The sequence below is a fragment of the Streptomyces sp. P9-2B-2 genome, assembly GCF_030406865.1.
GTDB classification, from domain to species: Bacteria; Actinomycetota; Actinomycetes; order Streptomycetales; family Streptomycetaceae; genus Streptomyces; species Streptomyces platensis.
Window position 1 is genome coordinate 5,838,409 of record NZ_CP129126.1, and the last position, 24,886, is coordinate 5,863,294.

21 protein-coding genes are annotated in these 24,886 nt (G+C 71.3%); 8 read left to right on the forward strand and 13 right to left on the reverse strand.

The window, feature by feature from the left end:
• The first annotated feature begins 10 nt into the window (after positions 1 to 10).
• Entirely contained in the window at positions 11 to 646 is a 636-nt protein-coding gene (locus QT196_RS25800; protein WP_168481182.1) for an OmpA family protein, read from the forward strand.
• Here the strand turns inward: QT196_RS25800 and QT196_RS25805 are convergent.
• A complete protein-coding gene (locus QT196_RS25805; protein WP_168481183.1) occupies positions 624 to 1,004 on the reverse strand; it encodes a DUF192 domain-containing protein in 381 nt (126 codons plus the stop codon). The two genes, QT196_RS25800 and QT196_RS25805, sit on opposite strands and share 23 nt — an antisense overlap.
• 115 nt (positions 1,005 to 1,119) lie before the next feature.
• On the opposite strand from QT196_RS25805, the gene QT196_RS25810 reads away from it, so the two are divergent.
• Complete coding sequence (locus QT196_RS25810) at positions 1,120 to 1,854, forward strand: A24 family peptidase (protein WP_266733787.1); 735 nt, start codon at positions 1,120 to 1,122, stop codon at positions 1,852 to 1,854.
• A 224-nt stretch (positions 1,855 to 2,078) separates the two neighbouring features.
• Here QT196_RS25810 and mgrA read toward each other — a convergent pair whose 3' ends face one another.
• Entirely contained in the window at positions 2,079 to 3,110 is a 1,032-nt protein-coding gene (gene mgrA, locus QT196_RS25815; protein ID WP_266733785.1) for an L-glyceraldehyde 3-phosphate reductase, read from the reverse strand.
• 121 nt (positions 3,111 to 3,231) lie between these two features.
• Between mgrA and QT196_RS25820 the strand changes: the two genes are divergently transcribed.
• From QT196_RS25820 to QT196_RS25835, 4 genes are all read left to right on the forward strand, one after another.
• Positions 3,232 to 4,029, forward strand: coding sequence for an isoprenyl transferase (locus tag QT196_RS25820; protein WP_168481186.1), 798 nt, complete (start codon positions 3,232 to 3,234; stop codon positions 4,027 to 4,029).
• 540 nt (positions 4,030 to 4,569) lie between these two features.
• Positions 4,570 to 5,892, forward strand: a complete 1,323-nt coding sequence (locus QT196_RS25825) for a PhoH family protein (RefSeq protein WP_168481187.1) — start codon at positions 4,570 to 4,572, stop codon at positions 5,890 to 5,892.
• A gap of 442 nt (positions 5,893 to 6,334) precedes the next feature.
• Positions 6,335 to 7,033, forward strand: a complete 699-nt coding sequence (locus QT196_RS25830; RefSeq protein WP_168481188.1) for a transglycosylase SLT domain-containing protein — start codon at positions 6,335 to 6,337, stop codon at positions 7,031 to 7,033.
• 124 nt (positions 7,034 to 7,157) lie between these two features.
• Positions 7,158 to 8,735 (forward strand): AI-2E family transporter, encoded by a 1,578-nt coding sequence (locus tag QT196_RS25835; RefSeq protein WP_168481189.1) that lies wholly within the window; start codon positions 7,158 to 7,160, stop codon positions 8,733 to 8,735.
• Between the two features lie 84 nt (positions 8,736 to 8,819).
• On the opposite strand, the gene QT196_RS25840 is transcribed toward QT196_RS25835, so the two are convergent.
• Positions 8,820 to 9,353, reverse strand: a complete 534-nt coding sequence (locus QT196_RS25840) for an alkyl hydroperoxide reductase (protein WP_018089322.1) — start codon at positions 9,351 to 9,353, stop codon at positions 8,820 to 8,822.
• Between the two features lie 32 nt (positions 9,354 to 9,385).
• Positions 9,386 to 9,940, reverse strand: a complete 555-nt coding sequence (locus QT196_RS25845; protein WP_168481190.1) for a peroxiredoxin — start codon at positions 9,938 to 9,940, stop codon at positions 9,386 to 9,388.
• 132 nt (positions 9,941 to 10,072) lie between these two features.
• Here QT196_RS25845 and QT196_RS25850 point away from each other — a divergent pair, with 132 nt between their 5' ends.
• Positions 10,073 to 11,032 (forward strand): hydrogen peroxide-inducible genes activator, encoded by a 960-nt coding sequence (locus QT196_RS25850; RefSeq protein WP_168481191.1) that lies wholly within the window; start codon positions 10,073 to 10,075, stop codon positions 11,030 to 11,032.
• A gap of 3 nt (positions 11,033 to 11,035) precedes the next feature.
• Here the strand turns inward: QT196_RS25850 and QT196_RS25855 are convergent, their stop codons facing one another.
• The 9 genes from QT196_RS25855 to QT196_RS25895 all read right to left on the reverse strand — a co-directional run bounded on the left by QT196_RS25855 (position 11,036) and on the right by QT196_RS25895 (position 22,256).
• The gene (locus tag QT196_RS25855; protein ID WP_168481192.1) at positions 11,036 to 11,632 is read right to left on the reverse strand and encodes a Uma2 family endonuclease; all 597 of its coding nucleotides are present in this window, start codon (positions 11,630 to 11,632) and stop codon (positions 11,036 to 11,038) included.
• A gap of 102 nt (positions 11,633 to 11,734) precedes the next feature.
• Entirely contained in the window at positions 11,735 to 12,334 is a 600-nt protein-coding gene (locus QT196_RS25860) for a dihydrofolate reductase family protein (RefSeq protein ID WP_168481193.1), read from the reverse strand.
• A 57-nt stretch (positions 12,335 to 12,391) separates the two neighbouring features.
• On the reverse strand, positions 12,392 to 14,803 hold the full coding sequence (locus QT196_RS25865; RefSeq protein WP_290355793.1) for an FtsX-like permease family protein: 2,412 nt from the start codon (positions 14,801 to 14,803) through the stop codon (positions 12,392 to 12,394).
• 8 nt (positions 14,804 to 14,811) lie between these two features.
• Positions 14,812 to 17,244 carry an FtsX-like permease family protein gene (locus QT196_RS25870; RefSeq protein ID WP_290355794.1) on the reverse strand — a complete coding sequence of 811 codons (2,433 nt, stop codon included), beginning with the start codon at positions 17,242 to 17,244 and terminating at the stop codon, positions 14,812 to 14,814.
• Entirely contained in the window at positions 17,241 to 17,930 is a 690-nt protein-coding gene (locus QT196_RS25875) for an ABC transporter ATP-binding protein (protein WP_168481195.1), read from the reverse strand. Before QT196_RS25875 ends, QT196_RS25870 begins: the two co-directional genes overlap by 4 nt.
• Positions 17,927 to 18,451 carry a PadR family transcriptional regulator gene (locus QT196_RS25880; protein ID WP_085926741.1) on the reverse strand — a complete coding sequence of 175 codons (525 nt, stop codon included), beginning with the start codon at positions 18,449 to 18,451 and terminating at the stop codon, positions 17,927 to 17,929. The genes QT196_RS25875 and QT196_RS25880 overlap by 4 nt, the downstream gene beginning before the upstream one ends.
• 84 nt (positions 18,452 to 18,535) lie before the next feature.
• Positions 18,536 to 20,890 carry an ABC transporter permease gene (locus QT196_RS25885; protein ID WP_290355795.1) on the reverse strand — a complete coding sequence of 785 codons (2,355 nt, stop codon included), beginning with the start codon at positions 20,888 to 20,890 and terminating at the stop codon, positions 18,536 to 18,538.
• Positions 20,891 to 21,021: 131 nt separating this feature from the next.
• Complete coding sequence (locus QT196_RS25890) at positions 21,022 to 21,288, reverse strand: hypothetical protein (protein ID WP_168481196.1); 267 nt, start codon at positions 21,286 to 21,288, stop codon at positions 21,022 to 21,024.
• Positions 21,285 to 22,256 carry an SPFH domain-containing protein gene (locus tag QT196_RS25895; RefSeq protein ID WP_290355796.1) on the reverse strand — a complete coding sequence of 324 codons (972 nt, stop codon included), beginning with the start codon at positions 22,254 to 22,256 and terminating at the stop codon, positions 21,285 to 21,287. Before QT196_RS25895 ends, QT196_RS25890 begins: the two co-directional genes overlap by 4 nt.
• A gap of 307 nt (positions 22,257 to 22,563) precedes the next feature.
• Here QT196_RS25895 and QT196_RS25900 point away from each other — a divergent pair, with 307 nt between their 5' ends.
• Positions 22,564 to 24,837, forward strand: a complete 2,274-nt coding sequence (locus QT196_RS25900) for a transglycosylase domain-containing protein (RefSeq protein ID WP_266733766.1) — start codon at positions 22,564 to 22,566, stop codon at positions 24,835 to 24,837.
• Positions 24,838 to 24,886: the final 49 nt, after the last annotated feature.

A 24,886-nucleotide genomic window follows, 5' to 3' on the forward strand; every position in this document is an offset into this window, starting at 1 on the left:
GCGGGCACCGATGACCGCGACCCAGATGCCCCGAGGACACCGGGTGCGCCGAGCGCCCCGGAGCGCCGCCACCGCCGCCGTCGCGCTGCTGCTCACCGTGGCGCTGACGGCCCCCGTCGCCCATGCCGATCCGCCGGGCGTGACCGAGGACTCCAGCCCGCCGGTGCGCATCGACACCGGCGACCCCGACCTGCGGATGGTCCAGGGCGCCAAGCTCGCGCCGTCCAAGGTCCTCAACATCAAGTCGATCGTCGAGGCGGACGACGGCTCCGAGCGCCGCCAGGACACCAACGACAATGTGACCTTCGCGCTCCAGGCCGAGGTCCTCTTCGGCAAGGACAGCGCCGAACTGTCGTCGGACGCGCTGTCCCGGATCGGCACCATCGCGGCCGAGATCAAGAAGCAGAACGCCACCAGCCTGCGGGTCTTCGGCTTCACCGACAACCTCGGCTCGGCGGGCCACGGCCTGGTGCTGTCCAAGAAGCGCGCCACCGCCGTCCAGCAGGAACTGGCCAAGGACCTCGGCTCGTCCGTCGGTTTCCAGATCCGCGGCTACGGCGAGCAGTACCCGATCGCCGACAACGGCACCGAGGAAGGCCGCAAGAAGAACCGCCGGGTCGAGGTCAGCTTCCCGCGCGCCTCATAAGCGGGCCCCGGCCGGGTTCAACCCCCAGGCGCAGTCCGGGCCGCAGCCCCCAGCGCGCCATCGCACCGGCCTCCGCCTCCAGGACGTGCCGGGCGCGGAGGCGGGGGAGTCCCAGCAGCCCCGGGCGCATGGTGCGGACGGCGAGCACGGTGAAGTCCCGGCTCAGATAGGCGACATCGATCGCGAACCGCATCCGGAAGGTGTGCACCCCGCTCGCCGGGGTGAGCAACAGCGCCCCCTCGATCCCGTCCCGCCCCAACAGCCCGCGGGACCGGGCCCGGTAGGACGCCGCGATCTCCACCGGAACACTGCTCTCCGCCCCGTACAGAACTCCCGGACCATTCTCCCAACGCGCCATGCGCAGCGTTCTATCAGCTCCGGCCCTCCCGCACTCCCGCACTCCCGCAGTCCGGCAGTCCGGCACTCCCGCACTTTCCCGGCGGGCCGCCACCGGGCGCCTCTAGGGTCGACGCGTGTCCGTGATGCTGATGTTTCTCGCCGCCGTCTACGGCGCCGCGGCCGGGCTGCTGATACCGCGGCCCGTCCACCGGATGGCCGTCGAGCCCGAGGAGGAGTGGCGCGCGGTCTGTCCCGGGGGGCATCCGATCACCGGGCCGGCCCGGGGCTGGCTGGGGCGCGGGCGCTGTCCGGACTGCGGGGCGTACGGGCCGGGCCCGCTGCCCACGGCGGCGGCCACCGCGGCGGCCTCCGCGGCCCTGGCGGCGGCCACCGGGCCCCGGCCGGAACTCGTCGCCTGGCTGGTGATGACGCCGGTCGCGGTGCTGCTGGCCGCCGTCGACTGGCGGGCCCGGCGCCTCCCGGACGTGCTGACGCTGCCGCTCGCGGTGGCCGGCGCGGCACTGCTGGGGTCCGTCGGCTGGCTCACGGGGGAGACCGCGGCGTGGCGGCGGGCCCTGCTGGGCGGCCTGCTCCTCGGCGCCTGGTACCTCGTCCTCTATCTCGTGAACCCGCGGGGCATCGGGCTGGGCGACGTCAAGCTCGCGGTCGGGCTGGGGATCGCCCTGGGGTGGTACGGCTGGCGCACCCTCGTCACGGGCGGCGCCGCGGGGGTGCTGCTCGGTGCGCTCTACGGCGCGGGGCTGCTGCTCGTACGGCGCGAGGCGCGGAATGCAGCCATGCCGCTGGGGCCCTTCATGATCATCGGGGCGTTCTGCGGGCTGCTCCCGGGCGCCGCGGCGGCGGCCTGACCCACCCCGGAACGGCGCCTCCGGGAGCGCCCGACCCGCCGTGGCCACGCCGGTGCACGCAGCACCCCTCCGTCGGGGTTATGGTGGAAACCCCCCCTCGGGCCGGTCCGTATCCCCCCCACGGACCGGCCCGCTTTTTGTCCGGGGCGCGGGGAACCCCGTGACCAGCCGCGATCAGGCCGCGGCCGTACGACGGCTCCCCGCGGCGCAGGCGCCCGGAGCGCTCAGCGGCGGGCCCAGATGTTCACGCCGTCCGTGGTCCTGGCGAACTCATCGATCTCCGCCAGCTCGCTCCCGGTGATCGCGGGGGCGTCGAGGGCCGCGATATTGGCCTCCAGCTGGGCGACGCTGCTGGCGCCGATCAGGGCGGAGGTCATCCGCTCGTCGCGCAGCACCCAGCCCAGGGCGAGCTGCGCCAGCGACTGGCCACGGCGGGCGGCGATCTCATTGAGGCCCCGGAGCCGGCGCACGACGTCGTCGGACAGCAGATTCGGGTCCAGCGACTTGCCCTGGGCGGCGCGCGAGCCCTCGGGGACGCCGTGCAGATATTTATCGGTCAGCATGCCCTGCGCGAGTGGCGCAAAAGAGATGCAGCCCATGCCCTCCGCTTCAAGGGTGTCCAGCAGCAGATCGTCCTCGGTCCAGCGGTTGATCATCGAGTACGAGGGCTGGTGGATCAGCGCCGGTACGCCCATCGCGCGCAGGATCCCGGCCGCGTCCCGGGTCTGCTCCGCGTTGTACGAGGAAATCCCGACATACAGGGCCTTGCCCTGCTGGACGGCGGACGCCAGCGCGCCCATCGTCTCCTCCAGCGGGGTGTCGGGGTCGAAGCGGTGCGAGTAGAAGATATCGACGTAATCGACGCCCATCCGCTTCAGTGAGGCATCCAGCGAGGAGAGGAGATATTTCCGTGAACCCCATTCGCCGTACGGGCCGGGGTGCATCAGATATCCGGCCTTCGTCGACAGAATCATCTCGTCGCGGTAGCCGCGGAAGTCCTGTGCAAAGATCTTTCCGAAGTTGAGCTCGGCGGACCCGGGTGGCGGACCGTAGTTGTTGGCCAGATCGAAGTGGGTGACGCCCAGGTCGAAGGCGCGGCGCAGGATGGCGCGCTGGGAGCTCAGGGTGCGGTCGTCCCCGAAGTTGTGCCAGAGTCCAAGGGAGATAGCGGGGAGTTTGAGTCCACTGCGACCCGTTCGCCGGTACTTCATCGAGTCGTAGCGGGATTCCGCCGCGCGGTAGTCGGTGCCAGTCATGCTCATCTCCCTATCACGTACTTGTGACCTACCTGATTGGGCTGTCGAGACAGCCGAGAAGTAAAGTTGCCCACTTGAGGCGACGGGGCGACCGCCATTGGCACGGAGGGGCTAACCACACATGCTGCGATCTTCCGGGGTGCGCATCCCGTATCCGCCTGCACTGCGCAATCTGGTCTATCGGCTGTACGCGCGCAGGGTGGAGGGTCGCCTGGATCACACCCAGGTGCCCAAGCACATCGGCGTCATCCTGGACGGCAACCGGCGCTGGGCGCGGGCCGACGGGCGGACCACCGAGCAGGGCCACCAGGCCGGTGCGCTCAAGATCAGTGAGCTGCTCGGCTGGTGCGAGGAGACAGATGTCGAGGTGGTCACGCTGTGGCTGCTGTCGACCGACAACCTCGACCGGCCCGAGGACGAGCTGAAGCCGCTGCTCGGCATCATCGAGAACACCGTCCGGGACCTGGCCGCCGACGGCCGCTGGCGGGTGCACCACGTGGGCAACCGCGATCTGCTGCCCACCGGCACCCAGAAGGTGCTCAAGGACTCCGAACAGGCCACCCGCGACAACACCGGCGTGCTGGTGAACGTGGCGATCGGCTACGGCGGCCGGCAGGAGATCGCCGACGCGGTGCGCTCGCTGCTGCTGGAACACGCCGAGCGCGGCACCTCCTTCGAGGATCTCGCCGAGATCGTCGACATCGACCTGATCTCCGAGCACCTCTACACCCGCGGCCAGCCCGACCCGGACCTGGTGATCCGGACGAGCGGCGAGCAGCGGCTGTCGGGCTTCATGCTGTGGCAGAGCGCCCATTCGGAGTACTACTTCTGCGAGGTCTTCTGGCCGGCGTTCCGGAAGGTCGACTTCCTGCGCGCCCTGCGCGACTACGCGGCCCGGCACCGGCGCTACGGCTTCTAGAGCGAGCCCCGCTGGGCCGCTCCCCTTCCGCCAGGAGCGTTACGCCCCATACAACCCTTACGTCCCGGACACTCCTGATTGTCACGGTACGTCACCAGGCCCCGCCGGCCCCATGCACCTCCGGCGGGGCCTTTTCTGACGCACCATCCCCTCGCGGCCCACCCGAATGGCTCCGCCGCTCGGTGATCATGCGTCACCCAAGGTTCATCGGCTGTGCGTCATATGCCGTGGCATGGCGACGAGGGTTCGAGGGAATATCCCTTCCAGGTCGGCGTCAGGAACAAGCCATCAGGCGCCGCATCTCAGCGGGCGGCATGGGGCCGTCCGCCCGGGAGGCCCTTTGCACATCACGGAGGTCCGTGCGCACAGCACGGTCGACGCGGAGGGCCGGCGCTCGGCCCGCGCATCGTGGCCCGAGCCCGGTCCGGTCACTAGATGGCCGGGGGTCCCGAGGACGCCGCCTCCAAGCGGTGACCCCGGGAGAACACCGCCCCGCGACGCCGTCGCACCCCAACCTCATCCGAGGGGGTTCGTCCATCCGTGGTGAACATCAAGCAGCGCCGTGAAATCGACCGGCGCACTTATGTCCTCGACACCAGTGTCCTGCTGGCAGACCCAGGCGCCATGGCCCGCTTCGACGAGCACGAGGTCGTGCTGCCGGTCGTCGTGGTCACCGAGCTGGAGGCCAAGAGGCACCACCCCGAGCTCGGCTACTTCGCACGGCAGGCGCTGCGTCTGCTGGACGAGTACCGGGTGCAGTTCGGGCGGCTGGACTCGCCGATCCCCATCGGGGATCTGGGCGGGTCGCTCCGGGTCGAGCTGAACCACTCCGACCCGGGGATACTGCCCGCGGGTTTCCGGCTCGGCGACAACGACTCGCGGATCCTCGCGGTGGCGCGCAATCTCCAGGCCGAGGGCTATGACGTCACGGTCGTCTCCAAGGATCTGCCGCTGCGCATCAAGGCGTCCTCGGTCGGGCTGCTGGCCGAGGAGTACCGCGCCGAGCTGGCGATCACCGACTCCGGCTGGACGGGGATGGCCGAGCTGACCATCTCCGCCGAACAGGTCGACGAGCTGTTCGCCGCCGAGAGCACCCATGTCCCGGAGGTGGCCGAACTTCCGGTACATACCGGACTTGTGCTGCAGTCCGAGCGCGGCAAGGCGCTCGGCCGGGTCACCTCGGACGGTGCGGTCCGGCTGGTGCGGGGCGACCGGGAGGCCTTCGGGATCCACGGCCGCAGCGCCGAGCAGCGGATCGCCCTGGATCTGCTGCTGGACCCGGACGTCGGCATCGTCTCGATGGGCGGGCGGGCCGGCACGGGCAAGTCGGCGCTGGCGCTGTGCGCGGGTCTGGAGGCCGTGTTGGAGCGCCGCCAGCACCGCAAGGTGATGGTGTTCCGGCCGCTGTACGCCGTCGGCGGGCAGGAGCTGGGCTATCTGCCGGGCAGCGAGGCGGAGAAGATGAGCCCCTGGGCGCAGGCCGTCTTCGACACGCTGTCCGCGGTGACCAGCAAGGAGGTCATCGAAGAGGTGGTGGGGCGCGGCATGTTGGAGGTCCTGCCGCTGACCCATATCCGCGGGCGGTCGCTGCATGACGCGTTCGTCATCGTGGACGAGGCCCAGTCACTGGAACGGAACGTCCTTTTGACGGTTCTGTCCCGTATCGGCGCCAACTCCCGCGTCGTGCTGACCCATGATGTCGCGCAGCGCGACAACCTCCGGGTCGGGCGGTACGACGGCGTGGTCGCGGTCGTCGAGAAGCTGAAGGGCCACCCGCTGTTCGCGCACGTCACGCTGAACCGCTCGGAGCGCTCGCCGATCGCGGCGCTGGTGACCGAAATGCTGGAGGAAGGCCGGATCTGACCGACTGTGAAGACGACGCCGCCCGGCGAAGCGAAGGAGCTTAGCCGGGCTGCGTTGTGCTGCGCGTGGATATCCGAAAATCATTTGCCGTAAACGAGGTGTGAGCTTTCACACCCAGTGGGGAATTGCCTCCCGGCATCCCGGTCGGGCAGAGTCTGGGTCCTGTCAGGCCCCGCATACGGCAGCATTAACACCCCATGGGGGTGCCCCCGGTCGAACGAAGGTGAGACTGGGGGAGGTGTGGAACGAACACGAACTTCATAGCGAACGCCGTATGCCGCCCGAGCACCACGCGGACCCCGAGGGGGACGTACCGGGCCAGTGCCTCCCGTGACCAGCCGGACCCATCGTTCAACCGGGCCCGGAACAAGGGGAGACCAGCGCCAGGGGCACGATTGCGTCCGCGAGGTCACCTATGCGGACGATGCTGGAAGGAAAACGTGTGAGCCGGATCTCGGTCCGGGGACTCGCCGTGGCATCCGCCACCGCGGTCACCGCCGTCGGCGCCATTGCCGGTGCCGCTTCGGGTAATGCGCTCCCCTCGGTCGATAACACCGAGGCCGCCGCTGCCGATGCGACGATCGCCGACATTCCCGCGGGCGCACAGGCCCAGGTGCAGACGGCTTCCCTGACGCAGCAGGCGGACGACCAGTCCACCCAGGCGGACACGGCAGCCCTGAAGTCCGCCCAGGAGTCGGCACGCAAGGCTGCAGCTGAGACCGCGAAGAGCAAGAAGGACGCCGCGGACGAGGCGAAGGCGAAGAAGGCCGCCGAAAAGCACGAGAAGACGCTGGCCGCTTCCCGTTCCGCCACGCGCGACGCGAGCGACTTCGTCTCCAAGGGCTCGTACACGGTCGCCGAGACGCAGGCCATGGCGCGCCAGATGATGGCGAGCGACCAGTTCCAGTGCTTCAGCAACATCGTGGACCACGAGTCCACCTGGAACTACAAGGCCACGAATGCCGGCTCGGGTGCCTACGGGCTCGTCCAGGCGCTGCCCGGCTCCAAGATGGCCTCGGCCGGTGCCGACTGGCAGACGAACCCGGCCACCCAGATCAAGTGGGGCCTGAACTACATGAACGACCGCTACGGCAGCCCCTGTGGTGCCTGGTCGTTCTGGCAGGCGAACAGCTGGTACTAGGCCGTAAGCCGCACCATCGCACTTCCGAAACCCCCGAACGCGTCCGCGTCGGGGGTTTCGCGCGTGCCGCACAGGTAACGTCGTGCCGTCAGCTTGTGGCGCGTGGGAGGGGAAGAGGAAGGACATGTCCAGATTGCCTCAGTGGGTCGGTGGCCTCGGCGCCGGTCTGACGCGGCTCTCGCAGCGGCTGGAGGAACAGCGCCGCCGCGCGGAAGCCGGGATGGGGGTCCCTCCTGGAGGGAGCCTGTCGGACTCCTCGGGGGAGGCGGCCGACGACCCGGATGAGCTGAGGCGTGCCGAGCACGCGGACGCCTCCGCGGCCGAGAGCTCGGCGGTCGACGGCCCGGCCGGTGACGGCCCCGCGGGTGACCGTTCAGCGGGCGGCCGTTCGGTGGGCACGCTCACCGTCCCCCGTACGCAGCTGCCCACGGCGGTGGACGGCGTGCCGGGGCCCGGGTCGGAGCAGGAGCCCGAGTCCGAGCCGGCCGCGGGCCGTCCGCCGGAGTCCGTGCCCGCCCCGCCCTCCTACGCCCCGGCCGTCGCGGCCCGCGCCGATCCGGTCGACGCGGTGCCGTGGGGCGTACGCGTCGCCGCCGAGGCGGGCTGGCGGCTGCTGGTGCTGGCCGCCACCCTGTGGGTGCTGGCGCGCGTCATCACCACCATCGAACTGGTCGTACTGGCCTTCATCGCGGCCACGCTGATCACCGCGCTGCTCCAGCCCACCGTGGGCTGGCTGCGTGCGCGCGGGCTGCCGCGTGGGCCGGCCACCGCGCTGACCTTCATCAGCGGGTTCGTGATCATGGGCCTGGTCGGCTGGTTCGTCGTGTGGCAAGTGCAGGACAACATCGACTCGGTCTCCAGCCGTATCCAGGAGGGCATCACCGAGCTCAAGGGCTGGCTGCTGAAGAGCCCGTTCCATGTGACCGAGAGTCAGATCAACCACATCGCGAAGAATCTCCAGGACGCGGTCGGCGCCAACACCGAGGCGATCACCTCGGCGGGTCTGGAGGGCGTCACCGTCATCCTGGAGGTGTTCACCGGCATTCTGCTCGCGATGTTCACCACGCTCTTCCTGCTCTACGACGGCCGGCGGATCTGGAACTGGCTGCTCAAGCTGGTCCCGAGCGCGGCCCGCGAGGGCGTGGCCGGGGCCGGGCCGCGGGCCTGGCGCACCCTGACCGCCTATGTGCGCGGCACGGTCGTCGTCGCCCTGATTGACGCCATCTTCATCGGTATCGGGCTCTACTTCCTCAATGTGCCGCTGGCCGTCCCGCTCGCCGTCTTCATCTTCCTGTTCGCGTTCATCCCGCTGGTCGGCGCGGTGGTCTCGGGCGCGCTGGCCTGTGTCATCGCGCTGGTCGCCAACGGGGTGTTCACCGCGCTGATGGTGCTGGCGGTGGTGCTGGCCGTCCAGCAGATCGAGGGCCATGTCCTCCAGCCGTTCATCCTGGGCCGGGCGGTGCGGGTCCATCCGCTGGCGGTGATCCTCTCGGTGGCCGCGGGCGGGCTGATCGCGGGCATCGGCGGTGCGGTCGTCGCGGTCCCGCTGGTGGCGGTCACCAACGCGGTGGTCGGCTATCTCCGTTCCTACTCCAGGGAACAGGCGCTGCGGATGTCGGTGGCCCCACGCGGTGCCACGGCGCTCGGGGTGGCACCGACGCCGCCCCCGACACCACGCCCGTCCGAGGAGCCCTGGGAGTAGGCGCGCTGCCCGCCGGACGCACAGAACCCCCGCAGACACCAGGTCTGCGGGGGTTCTTGGGTGCGGGTGTCCGCGCGGCCGGAATTACTCGGCGAGCGCGGCCTCGGCGTCCAGCGTGGCGCCGACGGCCTGGAGGACGGACGCGATCTTGACGGCCTCCTGGATCGTCTCGCGGTCCACACCGGCCTTGCGGAGCACCTGCTCGTGCGAGTCCAGGCACATACCGCAGCCGTTGATGGCCGAGACGGCCAGCGACCACAGCTCGAAGTCGACCTTGTCCACGCCCGGGTTGCCGATGACGTTCATCCGCAGACCGGCGCGCAGGTTGCCGTACTCCGGGTCCGACAGCAGGTGCCGGGTCCGGTAGAAGACGTTGTTCATCGCCATGATGGCCGCGGCCGACTTGGCGGCGCTGTACGCCTCGGCGGAGAGGTTGGCCTTGGCCTCCGGCTCCAGCTCGCGCAGCACCTTCGGCGAGCGCGAGGCGATCGCGCAGGCCAGTACGGTGCCCCACAGCTGCTGCTGCGGCAGGTCGCTGTTGCCGATGACCGAACCGAGGTTCAGCTTGAGGTCCTTGGCGTAGTCCGGTACCGCGGACTTCAGTTCGTCGAGAGCCATGTCAGATCTGCCTCCAGTTCGCTAGCGGAGTGTCACTCGCCCGAGAGCAGCGCGACCGGGTCGAGGGTGTCCTCGCCCTTGGACCAGTTGCACGGGCACAGCTCGTCGGTCTGGAGGGCGTCGAGGACCCGCAGGACCTCCTTGGGGTTACGGCCGACGGAACCGGCGGTCACCATGGTGAACTGGATCTCGTTGTTCTGGTCGACGATGAAGACGGCGCGCTGCGCGAAGCCGTCCTCGCCCTCGATGCCCAGGTCGCGCATGAGCTCGTGCTTCGAGTCGGCGAGCATCGGGAAGGGCAGGTCGGTCAGGTCCGGGTGGTCCTTGCGCCAGGCGTGGTGCACGAACTCGGAGTCGCCGGAGAAGCCGAGAACCTGGGCGTCACGGTCGGCGAACTCGTCGTTCAGCTTGCCGAAGGCGGCGATCTCGGTCGGGCACACGAAGGTGAAGTCCTTGGGCCACGCAAAGACGATCTTCCACTTGCCCTCGTAGGTCTTGTGGTTGATCTGCTCGAACTCCTGGCCCGCTTCCAGCGAAACGCAGGCGGTCAGGTCGAACTCGGGGAACTTGTCACCGACAGTGAGCACGTACTCTCCTTGTTGCGCAGAAAGTCCCTTTTGAGGACTTTCCTTGAGGCTTGGACGGCTTACACAGTGGCACAGCGGCCATTGATCAGGGAAATAGCTAGACTGGTTGCTGTTGATCGGAGGTGGTTATCAGTGGCGTCACCGGCAAACCTGGGCGGCCGGCCCCGGCAGCCCAGCCTGGCCCAGCTGCGCGCGTTCGCGGCGGTGGCCGAGCATCTGCATTTCCGCGAGGCGGCGGCCGAGATCGGGATGAGCCAGCCCGCGCTGTCCGGGGCGGTCTCCGCGCTGGAGGAGACCCTCGGAGTGCAGCTGCTGGAGCGTACGACGCGCAAGGTGCTGCTGTCGCCCGCGGGGGAGCGGGTGGCCGCGCGGGCCCGTGCGGTCCTGGAGGCGGTCGGCGATCTGATGGAGGAGGCGGAGGCGGCCCGCGCGCCCTTCACCGGGGTGCTGCGCCTGGGCGTCATTCCCACCGTCGCGCCCTACCTCCTGCCGGCCGTGCTGCGGCTGGTCCATGAGACCTATCCCGACCTGGACCTCCAGGTACACGAGGAACAGACCGCCTCCCTCCTGGACGGCCTGGCCCATGGCCGCCTCGACCTGCTGTTGCTCGCGGTCCCCCTCGGCGTCCCCCAGGTCGCCGAACTCCCGCTCTTCGACGAGGACTTCGTCCTGGTCGCCCCCAAGGAGCACTGGCTCGGCGGCCGCGGCGACATCCCGCGCCAGGCCCTCCAGGAACTGGACCTGCTGCTGCTCGACGAGGGCCACTGCCTGCGGGACCAGGCCCTGGACATCTGCCGCGAGGCCGGCCGCGACGAGAACACCCCCGTGACGACCAGCGCCGCGGGCCTGTCCACCCTCGTCCAGCTGGTCGCCGGCGGACTCGGCGTCACCCTCCTGCCCCGCACCGCCCTCCGGGTTGAGACCGGCCGCAACGACCAGCTCACCACCGGCTACTTCGCGGACCCGGCCCCCTCCCGGAGAATCGCCCTGGCCATGCGCACCGGCACCGCCCGCCACCAGGAATTCCAGGAGTTCGCGACGGCACTGCGCGGGGCACTGCGGGGGCTGCCGGTGCGGATCGTGAAGGAGTGAGGGTCAGGGGCGGCCGACGGCGAGGATCGCCTCGACGTCGAGGGTGATCTCGGCGCCGAGGGAATCGGGGAGGACGACGTGCTGTCCGGGGGCGTGGACCCGGTGGCAGCGGTACTCGTTGGCGAAGGGGTCCGTCAGGACGTGAACGCGGTCCTTCTTACGGTCGATGACCACGTAGACCGGGATCTGGGCGATCGCGTAGGCGGCGACCTTCTTCTTGAGGTCGGTGGCGTAGTTGGACGACGTGACTTCGAGCACCAGGCGGAAGACGGCCGGGTCGTAGCAGCCCTCTTCCATCAGGTGCTCACGGTAGTCCGCGTCGACGATGGCGAGGTCCGGTACGGCGAAGTCGTCGGGGCCGTCGGGAAGCCGTACGCCGATGCCCTGGATGACTCTCGACTCCCTGCCGTGCAGGGACGCGAAGGTCACGAAGAGATCGGACAGTGCATCCCCGTGCGGGCCGTCCGGCGGTGGCGTCACGGTGAGCTCTCCCCCGATGATCTCGATGCGGTAGCCGGGAAGCTTCTCGGCGAGCCGCGCCGCTTCTGTGCGCAGTGCGGATTCGCCGTCACAGGGGTGCTCGACCGCTGCGGCAGACATGGCGCCTCCTCGTGGCTGGTATCGAGAGCATCATCGTAGGCCGGGCAGGCCTCAACGTCCCGCACCACGATGTTCACCCGTTCGAGAGCGTCGTCGCAGCCTCTACGCCGCGCCCGCCCGCGTATACGTCAGGAAGGCCGCGCCGCTCTGGAGGACGGTGTGTTCGGTCAGTTCCCAGGTGCGGGGGTCGAAGGGGGTGTCCGGGGAGAAGAGGGGGAGGCCGGTGCCGAGGGTGAGGGGGCTGAGTTTGACGAGCAGCTGGTCGATCTCCGGGTAGAGGGCGCCGGCGAGTGTACTGCCGCCCAGCAGCCAGATGTCCTTGCCGTCCGAGTCCTTCAGCTCGCGTACCTTCGCGACCGGGTCGGTGGCGATCAGCTCCACGGCCGGGTCCGGGCTCTGTGTCAGGGTCCGGGAGAAGACCAGATGCCGCAGATGGGGGTAGGCGTCGGTGATCCCGGCCCGGAGGCCGAGTGCGTAGGTGCGGCGGCCCTCCAGGACGGTGTCGAAGCGGGTGCCCTCGCCGGTGATGCCGAACGCCGACCGGGCCTGCGCGGGCAGCACCTCGGGGAGTTCGGCGGCCAGATGCTTGAGGTAGTCGTCGGCGATCGGCCAGAAGCCGTCCGGACCGGTGGGGTCCGCGCCGTCAGTGCCCGCGATGAAGCCGTCGAGAGTGGAAGCGATGCAGTAGACGAGTCGACGCATGGAGGGCCCCCCTTGGGCAGTTGATATGCACTGCTGCGCCGGAATGATCTCGCAGATTCACTCCGTCCGCAGGCCGTCCGGCCGCATCATCCGCCACAGCGGCGGCAGGGAGAGCGCGGTGATGCCCAGGACGACGGCCGTCGCGGTGCCGGTGAGGGTGAGGATGCCCCACCAGTCGAGCCGGAGCGGGCGGTCGGCGATGTGGAGGAGCAGGGTGCCGAGGGACAGCCCGCAGCCGACGGCCAGGGCCAGACCGAGGGCCACCGGGACGGCGGTCTGCCACAGGACCGAGCGGCCCAGGACGGCGCGCGGTGTGCCGAGCGCCGCCAGCGCCGACAACATCCGGGCGCGGTCGCGGAGTTGCTCCAGGGTGCTGATCAGCAGACCGCAGCCGATCAGCAGCAGTACGGCGGCGGCGCTCGCGGTCAGACCGAGACGGAAGAGCGTGCCGGCTTCCTCGGTGCCGTCGCGGGAGGACACCACGTCGGTGCGCACGGAGATCCGGGCGGCCGTGTTGCGGACGTACTCGATCGCGTCGGGGGTGTGCGGGTCGAGCCGCAGCAGGACGGCGATCCCGGGGCGGCGCAGCAGGGTCGCGTCCAGCGCCTCGGGGGTGGCGTACACCCCGGGACCGGCGAAGGCGGGGAGGCGGTCGTGGCGCACGGAGGTGGCGTGGCGGGCGTTTCGCGGGACGGTCCAGAGGGCGGGCGCCCGATGGGCGTCCCGGCTGCCGACCGGGTCGAGGACCAGCCGGGTGCCGGGGGCCGGGAGCGGGCCGGAGCCTTCGGGGCCCTTGACGAGGAAGACGTCGCCGGCCGAACAGGTGCCGAGGTGGGCGAGTTGGCGCAGCATGCCGCAGTCGGCGACGGTCACCGGATACGGCTCGGGGTCCCCGCGGTCCTCGGGTTCGGTGTGTGCCAGGGCTCGGTGGTGGCGGACGGAGTCCGCGTAGCCGGAGATCAGGAGGTGCGCCTCGCGGACACCGGGGGTGGCGCGCAGCCGGGCGGACATCTGGGGGGCGCGGGCGGCGGGCACCGTACCGGCGTACGCGTCGACCTCGGTCCAGGCAGGCCGGGGGGTCTGCTCGTCGGGGCTCCAGGTGCCGTTCAGCAGCACCTGCACGGCGACCGCGCCGGCCACCGCCACGGTGATCCCGCTGACCGAGCGGCTGGTCGTGGCGCCGCTCAACTGGAGCCGCCGTACGGCAAGGTGCCAGGACGGGCCGCTGAAGCCCGCACGGCCCAGGCGGCCCACCACCGCGTCCAGCAGCCAGGGCAGCAGCGCCGCCACCCCCAGCAGAAGCAGCGACATCCCGACGATCACCTGGGCGTTGGCGGCGTCGCCGGAGCCCTGCCCGCCGATCACTTGCGGCAGCAGCAGCGCCACCCCGGCGACCGGCAGCAGCACCCGCCACCACAGCCGGCGGCGCAGCGGCGGTGCCGTACGGCTGACGCCCAGCGGCTCCATGGCGACCCGCCGCAGGGCGAACAGGGTGACGCCGACCGAGCAGAACGGGACGGCCGACGCGACGCAGCAGACGAGCGCGGGGTCGGGCACCAGGTCGGCGGGGAAGACGCCGAGGTCGAAGAGCGAGAGACCGGCGAGGGGGACCCGGACGGCCAGGAACAGCGCGCCGCCGGTGAGCAGACCGAACAGCGCACCGGCCAGCGCCTCGCCCGCGGCGATCCGCCGGGTGGTGGCCCGGTCCGCGCCCACCAGCCGGAGCGCGGCGAGCCGCCGGTCGCGGCGCTCCCCGCCGAACCGCACCGCGGTCGCGATGAAGACGGTGACCGGGGTGAGCAGCGCGACACAGCACACGAGGATGCTCAGCACCACGAGGGGACCGGCCCGGAACGGTGTGTCGTGCCCCCCGAACGCGGTGATCCGCTCGACCCCGTTGCCGGGCTCGGGCCCGGGCCGCGGCACGGCGGCGCTGCCTTGGTAGAACAAGAGTTCACCGGGGTGGGTGAGGCCCTCGTCGCCGATGGTGGCGGTGATCCGCAGCTGCGCGAAGCGGCCCTTGAGCAGCGCGCCCTCGGGCGAGGACAGCAGGTCCGCGAGAGCGGGGGAGACGGCCAGCTCGCCGGGGCCCGGCAGCCGGGACAGGCCCGGCGGGACGGGCGGGTGCGGCCCCTCGGCCGCCAGGATCCGGCCGTACAGCGGCAGTTCGCGGTAGTCGCTGTAGGAGGAGACGGTCAGCAGCGAGCGGTCCGAGGGGCCGGTGCCGTGCGCCACGGGCACGACGGTGCGGGCCGACTGCCGGCTCATGGCGGCGTTCAGCGCGTTGGGGACGGCGGACGCCAGCAGCAGGACCACGACGCCCAGGCCGACGCCGAGCGCCGACAGAGCCGTACGGATCCAGCCCTCGCGGCCGCCGGTGACGGCGAACCGGGCGCCCATGGCGAAGTCGGCGCACCAGCGGCGGGCCGTCCGCGCCCGGGTGCGGTCCGGGCGGGAGGGGTGGGGCATCGCCGCGCTCACTCCGTCCGCAGCCCGTCGGGCCGCATCATCCGCCACAGCGGCGGCAGGCTCAGCGCCGTCACGAAGAGGATGACGCCGCCGCCGATGCCGGTCATCCCCGCCACCACCGGGAGGTCCACCGTCACCGCGGTGTCGAGCATGGTCAGCAGCAGGGTGCCCAGCGCCAGGCCGCAGCCCAGTGCCAGGCCCAGGCCGAGGACGACCGGGAGGGCGGTCTGCCAGAGCACCGACCAGCCCAGGGTGCTGCGGCGGGTGCCGTAGGCGTCGAGGGTGGACAGCAGGCGGCGGCGCTCGTGGAGCTGTTCGACGGTGGAGATGATCAGGCCCGAGCCGATCAGCAGCAGGGTGATGACGGCGCCGGCGAACAGGCCGTTGCGGACGCTGGAGTACTGCGCGTCATGCGGATTGTCGACCGCGGAAAACTCGTTCATCGTCGGGTCGATATGGGCCGCGGTGGTGCGGATGTGCTCCACCGCGTCCGGGGTGTCACGGTCGAAGTCGATCTGGTACTCCGCGGTGGGGTATCCGAAGCGGCCGAGGTCGACAGCGGCGGGGGTGGCCAGCAGGTCGTAGTGGACGCGGCCGGGGGCGCGCCCGGGGTGGCGCAGCCGGGCGTCGCGGGCCGCCGTGGGGATCTTCCAGGGGCGCGGCCGCACCGGATCGTGCTCGGAGTACCGGGGGTTGAGGTCGACGGTCGCGCCGGGCGTGAGGGTGTGGTCGCGGGCACCGGTGAGGAAGATGTCGCCGTCCCGGCAGGAGTCCATCCGGGCCAGGGTGCGCAGCTCGGCGCAGCTGCCGATGGCGATCGTCGCCAAGCGGCCGGTGGACCCGGGCCGCCCGGTGGTGTGCGACAGGCCGGCGTCGATCGTGCCGCGGGCCGCCGTCACCCCGGGGGTGGCGCGCAGCGCGGTGAGCGCCCGCTGGACCTGCGGCCAGTCATGGGCGTTGCCCCACAGGCCGATCCGCGGCAGCTTGCCGGACTCGGCGTACGCCTGGGCGAAACCGGCCTGCATACCGGTCAGCAGCGTATGGATGGCGATGGCACCGGCCACCGCGACGGTGATGCCGCTGACCGCGCGGGTGGCCGAGCCGCTGTTCAACTGGAGTCTGCGAATGGCCAGTTGCCAGGAGACCGGCCCGCCGTGCAGCCGGCCGACCACCGCGTCGACCAGCCAGGGCAGCAGCGCGGCGACCCCGAGCAGCAGCAGCATCGCACCGGCCGCGAGCCGGACGGTGTTGAACGGGGTGTCCCGCCACGGGGATTCCCGGGCCAGCGGCACCAGCAGCAGGGCGCCCACGACGGGCAGCGCCAGACGCCACCACAGCCGGCGGCGGACCGGCGGGCGGTGGCGGACGATGCCCAGCGGCTCGACGGTGACCCCGCGCTGTGCGAACAGCGTCACCGCCACCGCCGCCGTCGGCACCAGCACGGCGATCAGCGCCACGGCGAGCGGGCCCGGGACCACGTCCGAGGGAAAGACATTGATGCCCCACAGCGTGACCACCGAAGCGCACTGCCGGCCGCCCAGGAACAGCGCCCCGCCCGCCACCAGCCCCAGCAGCGAGCCGAACAGCGCCTCCCCCGAGGCGATCCGGCGGGTCGTCGGGACGTCGGCGCCCACCAGCCGGAGCGCGGCCAGCCGGCGCTCCCGGCGCTCGTTGCCGAACCGTACGGAGGTGCCGAGGAAGACCAGCACCGGCGTCATCAGCGCCACACACGTCATGATCAGCAGGACCACGGCGGGCGCCCGCATCGGCGGCGCCTGCCAGTCCTTGCCGAAGTGGTCGATGCGATAGCTGTCCGGCGCGGTGAGGGGGGTGGTGCTCTGCGCGAGGTAGGTGAGTTCCCGCGGGCCGAGCAGCCCCTCGTCGCCGATGGTCCCGGCCACCCGGTAGTCCAGCCGCTCGCGCAGCAGCGCGCCGTCGGGTGAGTCCAGCAGTTCCTTGAGCGCGGGGGAGACCAGCATCCGGCCGGGGCCGGGGAGTTGGCGGACGCCGGGCGGCACCGGCGGATGCGCGCCGTCCGGGCGCACCAGGCGGCCACGGATCGAAACCCCGTGGAAGACGGTGTCGGTCGAGGTGTAGCGCACGGTGTCGTCGGCGGGCGGCGGCTGGTGCGCCTGGCCCATGTTCTCGCGGGCCTTCTCCCGGCCGTGCCAGGCGTCCATCAGGGTCGGCACGGACGAGCCGAGCAGCAGGACGGCCACGCCCAGGGCGACACCGGCGGCCGTCAGCGCCGTACGGATCCAGCCCTCGCGGCCGCCGCCGGCCGCGAGCCGCATCCCCATCGCGAGGTCCCGGGCCCAGGCGCCGGTAGGCGGGGACGCGGGCGGGCGGGGCGCGCGGTCGTCGTGGTGCCCGCGGTCGTCGCCGGGCCCGCCGTCGCTGGGCCCGCCCCCGCGCCCGGCCCGCGGGCGCAGCGGGCTCATATCAAGCCCGCCAGCATGTCCTTCACTTTGCCGTCGCGGACGACGATCTCCCGGTCGGAGTACGCGGCGACCCGGGCCTCATGGGTGACCAGGACCACCGCGGCGCTGCTCTCCCGGGCGGCGTCGGTCAGCAGGTTCAGCACGCGTTCGCCGTTGAGCGAGTCCAGCGCGCCGGTGGGCTCGTCCGCGAAGACGACCCGCGGCCGGGTGACGAGGGCGCGGGCGACCGCGATCCGCTGGCCCTGGCCGCCGGATATCTCCCCGGGGCGCCGGTCGTGGACGGACTCGACCTCCAGCCGCTCCAGCCACTCGCGGGCCTGCCGCTCGGCTTCCTTGCGCTTGGTGCCGTTCAGCCGCAGCGGCAGCGCCACATTCTCCAGCGCGGTCAACTCCGGTACCAGCTGGCCGAATTGGAAGACGAAGCCGAAGTCGGTACGGCGCAGGGCGCTGCGCCGGGCGTCGCTGAGGCCGGTCAGGGTGTGCGGCCCGTAGCGGACCGTACCGGCGTCCGGGCTGATGATCCCGGCCAGACAGTGCAGCAGGGTCGATTTGCCGGAGCCGGACGGCCCCATGACGGCGACGACCTCGCCGGGGTGGATGGAGAACTCCACGCCGTCCAGCGCCGGCGTCGCCCCGTAGGACTTGTGCAGCCCCTCCGCCGCGAGCAGGGACCCCTCCGGCGTCATGGGCGGACCGCTTCCGCCAGTTTGTCCAGGCGTGCGGCGGTCAGCTCCAGCCAGCGCAGATCGGCTTCGAGGTGGAAGAGCGCATGGTCACAGATCAGCTGGTCGGCGAGGTCGCCGGTGCGCTTGCGCTCGGTCAGCCCGCGCATCAGCCGCAGATGCTCGGCGCGCTGGCTGTCCAGCAGCTCGGCGGCGTTCCGGCCGGTCATCAGCGCCAGGACGATCTTCGTGTAGAGCGTCGACTGGAGATACGGTTCGGGCTTCTCCGGCCGGGCCAGCCACTGCGCGACATCGGTGACCCCGGCGTCGGTGATCGCATACCGCTTCCGCTCCGGTCCGGCCCCGGCCTCCACGGCGTCCACCTCGACCAGGCCGTTCTTCAGCAGCCGGGACATCGTGGAGTAGACCTGCCCGTAGTGCAGCGGACGGTCCTGCCCGAAGTGTTCGTCGAAGGTCCGCTTGAGGTCGTACCCATGGCGCGGACCGGACTCCAGAAGGCCCAGCAGCGTATGACCGATTGACATGGCGAACACCTTACTCGGGGGTGTGTCGGCGGTGTATACGCGTGGCGTATAGGGGAAGGGTGCGGGCGGGCGGCGGAGGGGTGGTCACTCCGTGCGCAGCCCTTCGGGGCGCATCATCCGCCACAGTGCCGGCAGGCTCAGCAGCGTGACGAGGACGACCAGGGCGGCGCCGGCGCCCGCCATCGGCCAGATCACCGACCAGTCGGGGGAGGACTCGCCGACCAGGCGGAGCAGGGTGAGCCCCAGCCCGCAGCCGCCCACGACGGCGAGGGCCAGCCCGAGCGCCACCGGGACGGCGGTCTGCCACAGGACCGACCAGCCCAGCTGGGCCCGCTTGGCGCCGAAGGCCACCAGGACCGACAGCAACCGGCGGCGCTCCCGCAGCTGTTCCAGCGTGCTGACCAGCAGGCTCGCCGCGATCAGCGCCAGCGTCACCGTCGAGGCGACCAGCAGTCCGGTACGCACCGTGGCGAACTCCTGGTCCCGCTCGGTGTTCCGCAGCGTCCGGACGTCCGCGGCCGGATCGAGGCGGGCCGCGGTGTTGCGGGCGTACTCGGCCGCGTCCGGGACGCGGGGGTCGAGCGTGAGCGTCGCCTCGGCCACGGGGGCGGCGAGGTCCGGCACCGGGACCGCCGAGGGGGTGGCGAAGATCCCGAAGGCCACGGTGCCCGCGGGGCCGGTGCGCGAGGTGATGGTCCTGGCCTTCTCCGGGACGGTCCACATCCGCGCCCGCCCCGTGTGCCGCGGTGCGTCCGGCCCGCCGTGGAGCAGCACCTCGGCGCCCGGCCGGGCGGTGCGCGCGAGCGTGCCGTCGCCGACCACTCCGCTGCCGTCCCGGACGACGAAGACATCGCCGTCCCGGCAGGGGCCGAGGCGCGCCAGCTCCCGGAGGCTGCGGCAGTCGCCGACGGTCAGCGGGGTGGCGGAGCCGGGGGCAGGGCCTCCGGGGCGCGACACGGTGGAATACAGGACGGCGGTGACGCCGCTGACCCCCTTGGTCGCGCGGAACGCGTCGAGCACCGTCCGGTGGGTGGTGGCGCCCCGGGCCGGTACCGCGGCGGTGAGCCGGTCCCGCGAGGTGTCCTGCTCCGTCACCGTCGTGAAGTCGTCCTGGACGGCGGCGAACAGCATCTGCAGCGCGATGGCGCCGGCCACCGCGACGGTGATGCCGCTGACCGCGCGGGCCGCCGAGCCGCTGCTCAACTGAAGCCTGCGGACGGCGAGTTGCCAGGAAACCGGACCGCCGCCACGCAGCCTGGCCACCACCGCTTCCACCAGCCACGGCAGCAGCACGGCGATCCCCGAGAGCACCAGCAGCGCGCCGCCCGCGAGCAGGTAGGGATCGATCCGGTCATCCGCCGCGGCCGGGCCGGACTTGCGGGGCAGTAACAGCACCACCGCGCCGAGGACCGGCAGCGGCAGCCGCCACCACACCCGCCGGCGCCGGAGCGTGTGATGGCGTACGACGCCCAGCGGTTCGACGGTGACCCCGCGGAGCGCGACCAGGGTGACGACGACCGCGCAGAGCGGCACGACGAGGGCGATCAGCGCGGCGAGCGCGGGGTCCGGGACCACGTCGGAGGGGAAGGCGTTGACGTCCCAGAGGGTGATCCGCCCGCTGAACCGGCGGGCGAGCAGGAACAGGCCCGCCCCCAGCACCAGTCCGCACAGCGCCCCGCACAGCGCTTCCCCGGCCGCCATCCGGCGGGTCATCCGGCGGTCCGCGCCCACCAGCCGCAGGGCGGCCATCCGGCGGTCGCGGCGCTCGCCGCCGAAGCGCACGGCGGTGGCGATGAAGACGGCCACCGGCATCAGCAGCACCACACAGGCCACGATGACGATCACGGTGAGCCGGGGGTTCATCGGCGAGGTGGGCAGCTCGCCGCCGAAGTGGCTGATGCGGGGGACCCGGGCGGAGGCGGTGAGCGTGTTCTCGCCCGCGTAGTAGGTCAGTTCGCCGGGCCCGACGAGTCCCGGCGCGGCGATGGTGCCCACGACCGTACGGCCGAGCCGTGCCCGCAGCAGTGCGCCGCCCGGTGTGGCCAGCAGTGCCCTGAGCGCGGGGGAGACCACCATCTCGCCCGGCCGCGGCAGGGTGCGTACACCCGGCGGGCGGACGGGGTCGGGGCCGTCGGGCCGCAGCAGGACGCCGTGGACACCGGCGCCGCGGAAGACCGTGTCCCGGTCCGTGTACAGCAGGGTGCCGGCGCCGGGCCGGGTCCCCTGCTCCGTGTTCGCGTCGATGAGCCGGGCCTCGCGGCGTTCCTGGTGACTCTCCATGAGGTGCGGGACCGAGGCGGCGCCGAGCAGCAGCATCACCCCGAGCCCCACGCCGACGGCGGTCAGGAGCGTACGGGCCCGGCCCTCCCGCCCGCCGCCGACGGCGAAGCGGGCGCCCCGCGCGAGGTCGCGGGCCCAGGCGGCGAGGAGAGCGCTCATGGGCGGACCTCCGGGAGTGCGGGCGGGGGACGGGCCCCGGGTGCCCTGTGGGCCGCGTGGGGCAGGGGCGCGCCGCACACTCTACACCAGCGCTATACACGCGGTGTATAGAGTGAGCTCCGTAGTGCGCTTCAGTCCCCGCCCGGCTCCTTGGGCGGCCGCCCCCGTCGCGGTATCGCCCCGGCCCCCTTCGGCAGGCGGCCCGCATCCGACAGGGCCTTGCGGAGCAGGAACTCGATCTGGGCGTTGGCACTGCGGAGTTCGTCACCGGCCCAGCGGGCCAGCGCGTCATGGATCAGCGGGTCCAGCCGCAGCAGCACCTGCTTGCGCTGCTGCGGCCGTCGCGCGGGGGGCCGCTCGCTCTCGGCGCCGGCCCCCTCGGAGGTGTCGGCACTCACTGGTAGAGCGAGCCCGTGTTCAGGACCGGTTGGGCGGCCCGGTCGCCGCACAGCACGACCATCAGATTGCTCACCATGGCGGCCTTGCGCTCCTCGTCCAGCTCGACGATGCCCTGTTCGTTGATCCGTGCCAGTGCCTGCTCGACCATGCCGACGGCGCCCTCGACGATCTGCTGGCGGGCCGCGACCACCGCGCCGGCCTGCTGGCGCTGGAGCATCGCGGAGGCGATCTCGGGGGCGTAGGCGAGGTGGCTGAAGCGGGACTCGATGATCCGTACGCCGGCGGCCTGGACCCGGGCGGTCAGCTCCTGGGCCAGCTTCTCGGTGATCTCCTCGGCGTTGCCGCGCAGCGACAGGGCGTCCTCGTCGTGGGCGTCATAGGGGTACTCGATCGCGATGTGCCGGACGGCCGCCTCGGTCTGGGTGGCGACGAACTCCAGGAAGTCATCGACCTCGAAGAGCGCCTGGGCGGTGTCCTCGACCTGCCAGACCACGATCGAGGCCAGCTCGATGGGGTTGCCGTAGGCGTCGTTGACCTTCAGTACCGCGGTCTCGTGGTTGCGCACCCGGGTGGAGATCTTCCGTGCGCTGGTGAGCGGGTTGACCCAGCGCAGTCCGTCGGTGCGGATGGTGCCGACGTAGCGCCCGAAGAGCTGGATGACGCGGGCCTCGCCGGGCGCGACCATCTTCACGCCGGTCATGCAGAAGAAAGAGGCGAGCAGTATCGGGATGCCGACGATGATCATCGGTACGCCGACGGCGCCGTTGCCGCCGTCGCCGAGTATGCCGCCGACGACCAGCAGGGCGATGCCCACCGCGACCCCGAGCACGGTCAGCAGCAGGGCCAGCCCGCCCCCGATGCTGTGTGCCGGGACCTCGCGGACCTGCGGTCTGGGCATCTCGGGCGCGTCGGCGGTGAGGTCGGCGCCGGAGCCGCCGGTGCGGTCGGCCGGTGTCTGGTCGGTCATGGGGTCCCCGTTTCTCCAGGTGTGGCGGGTGATGTCCGCCGCATTTGGTGATGTCGCTGGTCTAGCAAAGTGTTATCACTTTAACGCTGAGCGAGCCGCGGCGTCCAGTGCTGTGCGGGGTCTCTCCGGCGACAAGTCCCCAGGTGAGGGCGGGGCGACGCGCAATACCCACCCCGTGGTTCCGCCGCGACAGGTGCTGTTTGTCACGTCAGGAAAAGCCTTGATCGATGAGTATTTGTTTACAGATGCGGTGTTAGCTTCAACAGCTGAGTTTGCTGGGGGCGGAACGACTGGAGTTGCTGAAGCGATGGGCCGAGCGGACGCGAGACGAGCGCGAGAAGGAAGCGCTCGCCGGACCAGGCAGGAAGGGAAGAAGTCCGGCATACGCCGCTTCTTCACCTGGAAGAAGCTCCTCGGAGCCTTCCTCGGGGCGTGCCTGCTGGGCATCCTCGGTTTCATCGGCCTGTATCTGTACGTGGACATCCCCAATGGCAACAGCGCTGCCAAGCTGCAGAGCAATGTCTACAAGTACTCCGACGGCAAGGTCATGGCGCGGGTCGGCGAACTCAACCGCGAGAGCGTCCCGATCACCCGAATACCCAAGGACGTCCAGCACGCCTTCGTCGCCGCGGAGAACAAGACCTTCTACGACGACTCCGGCGTCGACCTGAAGGGCACCCTGCGCGGCGTCCTGAACACCCTGCGGGGCCAGGGCAAGCAGGGTGGCTCGACGATCACCCAGCAGTACGTCAAGAACTACTACCTGAGCCAGGAGCAGACGGTTTCCCGCAAGCTCCAGGAGATCGTCATCTCGCTCAAGGTGGACAACAAGTTCTCGAAGAATGACATCCTCGCCGGCTACATCAACACCAGCTACTACGGCCGCGGCGCCTACGGCATCCAGGCCGCGGCCCAGGCCTACTACGGCGTGGACGTCGAGAAGCTCACCGTCTCGCAGGGCGCCTACCTCGCCTCGCTGCTCCAGGCACCGAGCCAGTACGACTGGACCAGCGCGACCAAGGCCGGCCAGAAGCGGGTCAAGGAGCGCTGGGCGTACACCCTCGACAACATGGTCGAGATGAAGTGGCTCCCGGCGTCCGACCGCGCCAAGCAGACCTTCGACAAGCCCCAGGCGCCCAAGCCGCTGCGCGGTGTGAGCCCGCAGACCAGCTACCTGGTCAAGCAGGCCAAGCAGGAGCTCTTCGCCCAGGGCGTCGACGAGAGCGAGTTCGAGGCCGGCGGCTGGACCGTCACCCTCGGCATCGACAAGAACAAGCAGAAGGCGCTGGAGCGGTCCGTCAAGCGCAAGCTCACCGACGACCTCGACCCCAAGAAGCGCAAGGTCGACGGGGACGCCCAGCTCGGTGCCACCTCGGTGGACCCCAAGACCGGCCACATCGTGGCGATGTACGGCGGCGCGGGCTACCCCAAGCACTACACGAACAACGCCACGCGCTCCGACTACCAGCCCGCCTCCACCTTCAAGCCGCTGATCCTGGCGTCGGCGATGGAGAACAACGCGGTCACCCAGGACGGCGTCCCGATCACCCCGAACACGATCTACGACGGCCGTAACCGCCGCCCGGTCGTCGGCGGGAACATCGCCTTCGCGCCGCCCAACGAGGACGAGCACACCTACGGGAAGATCAGCGTCCAGACGGCGACCAACAATTCCGTCAACGCGGTCTTCGCGCAGATGGGCGCGGACGTCGGCCTGGAGAAGATCAAGAAGACCGCGGTCGACCTGGGCATGGACGGTTCCAAGATCGACGCCAAGCCCGCGATGACCCTGGGCACCATGGGCGCCAGCCCGCTCCAGATGGCCGGGGCCTACGCCACGCTCGACAACCACGGCAAGAAGGTCACCCCGACCCTGGTCAAGAAGGCCGTGCACCCCGTCAACGGCGTCCAGACCGAGGTCCCGCTCAAGGACCCGATCGGCGACCAGGTCCTCAGCCGCCGGACCGCCGACACCCTCACCTCGGTGCTGACCGGTGTGGTCAGTGACGGCACCGCCACGGAGTCCGTGAAGAACACCGCGTACGAGGCGGCCGGCAAGACCGGTACCTCCGACGACAACAAGTCGGCGTGGTTCGTCGGTTACACGCCCAAACTGGTCACCGCGGTCGGCATGTTCGGCGAGTCCCCCAAGGGCGGCACCCAGGTCACCCTGAAGGGCGCCGGTGGCGGCGGCCGGGTCAACGGCGGCGGCTACCCGGCCCGGGTGTGGGCCGATTACACGGAGTCGGCGCTGGGCGGCAGCACCGGCGCGGAGTTCGACCTCGACACCGACCTCGGTGCCGGCGTCCCGCCGACCCCCACCCCGACGCCGAGCGACACCCCGTCGACCTCGCCGTCCCCGTCCGAGACGCCGAGCAAGAGCCCGTCGCAGACCCCGTCGAGCCCGAGCACGTCGCCGTCGCAGTCCGGGAGCGGCAAGCCGTCGGACCCGGCCACGCCGACCGACCCCGGCTCCTCCCCGCCGCCCGGCGGCGAGGACGGCGGCGACACCGGCGGCAGGCCGACCGGCGGGAACGCCGACGGCGGCAAGAGCACCAACAGCCTGCCCGGCTTCAACTGACGCCGGTCCCGGCACACCGCATCGCGGCCCCCACCTCATCCGGTGGGGG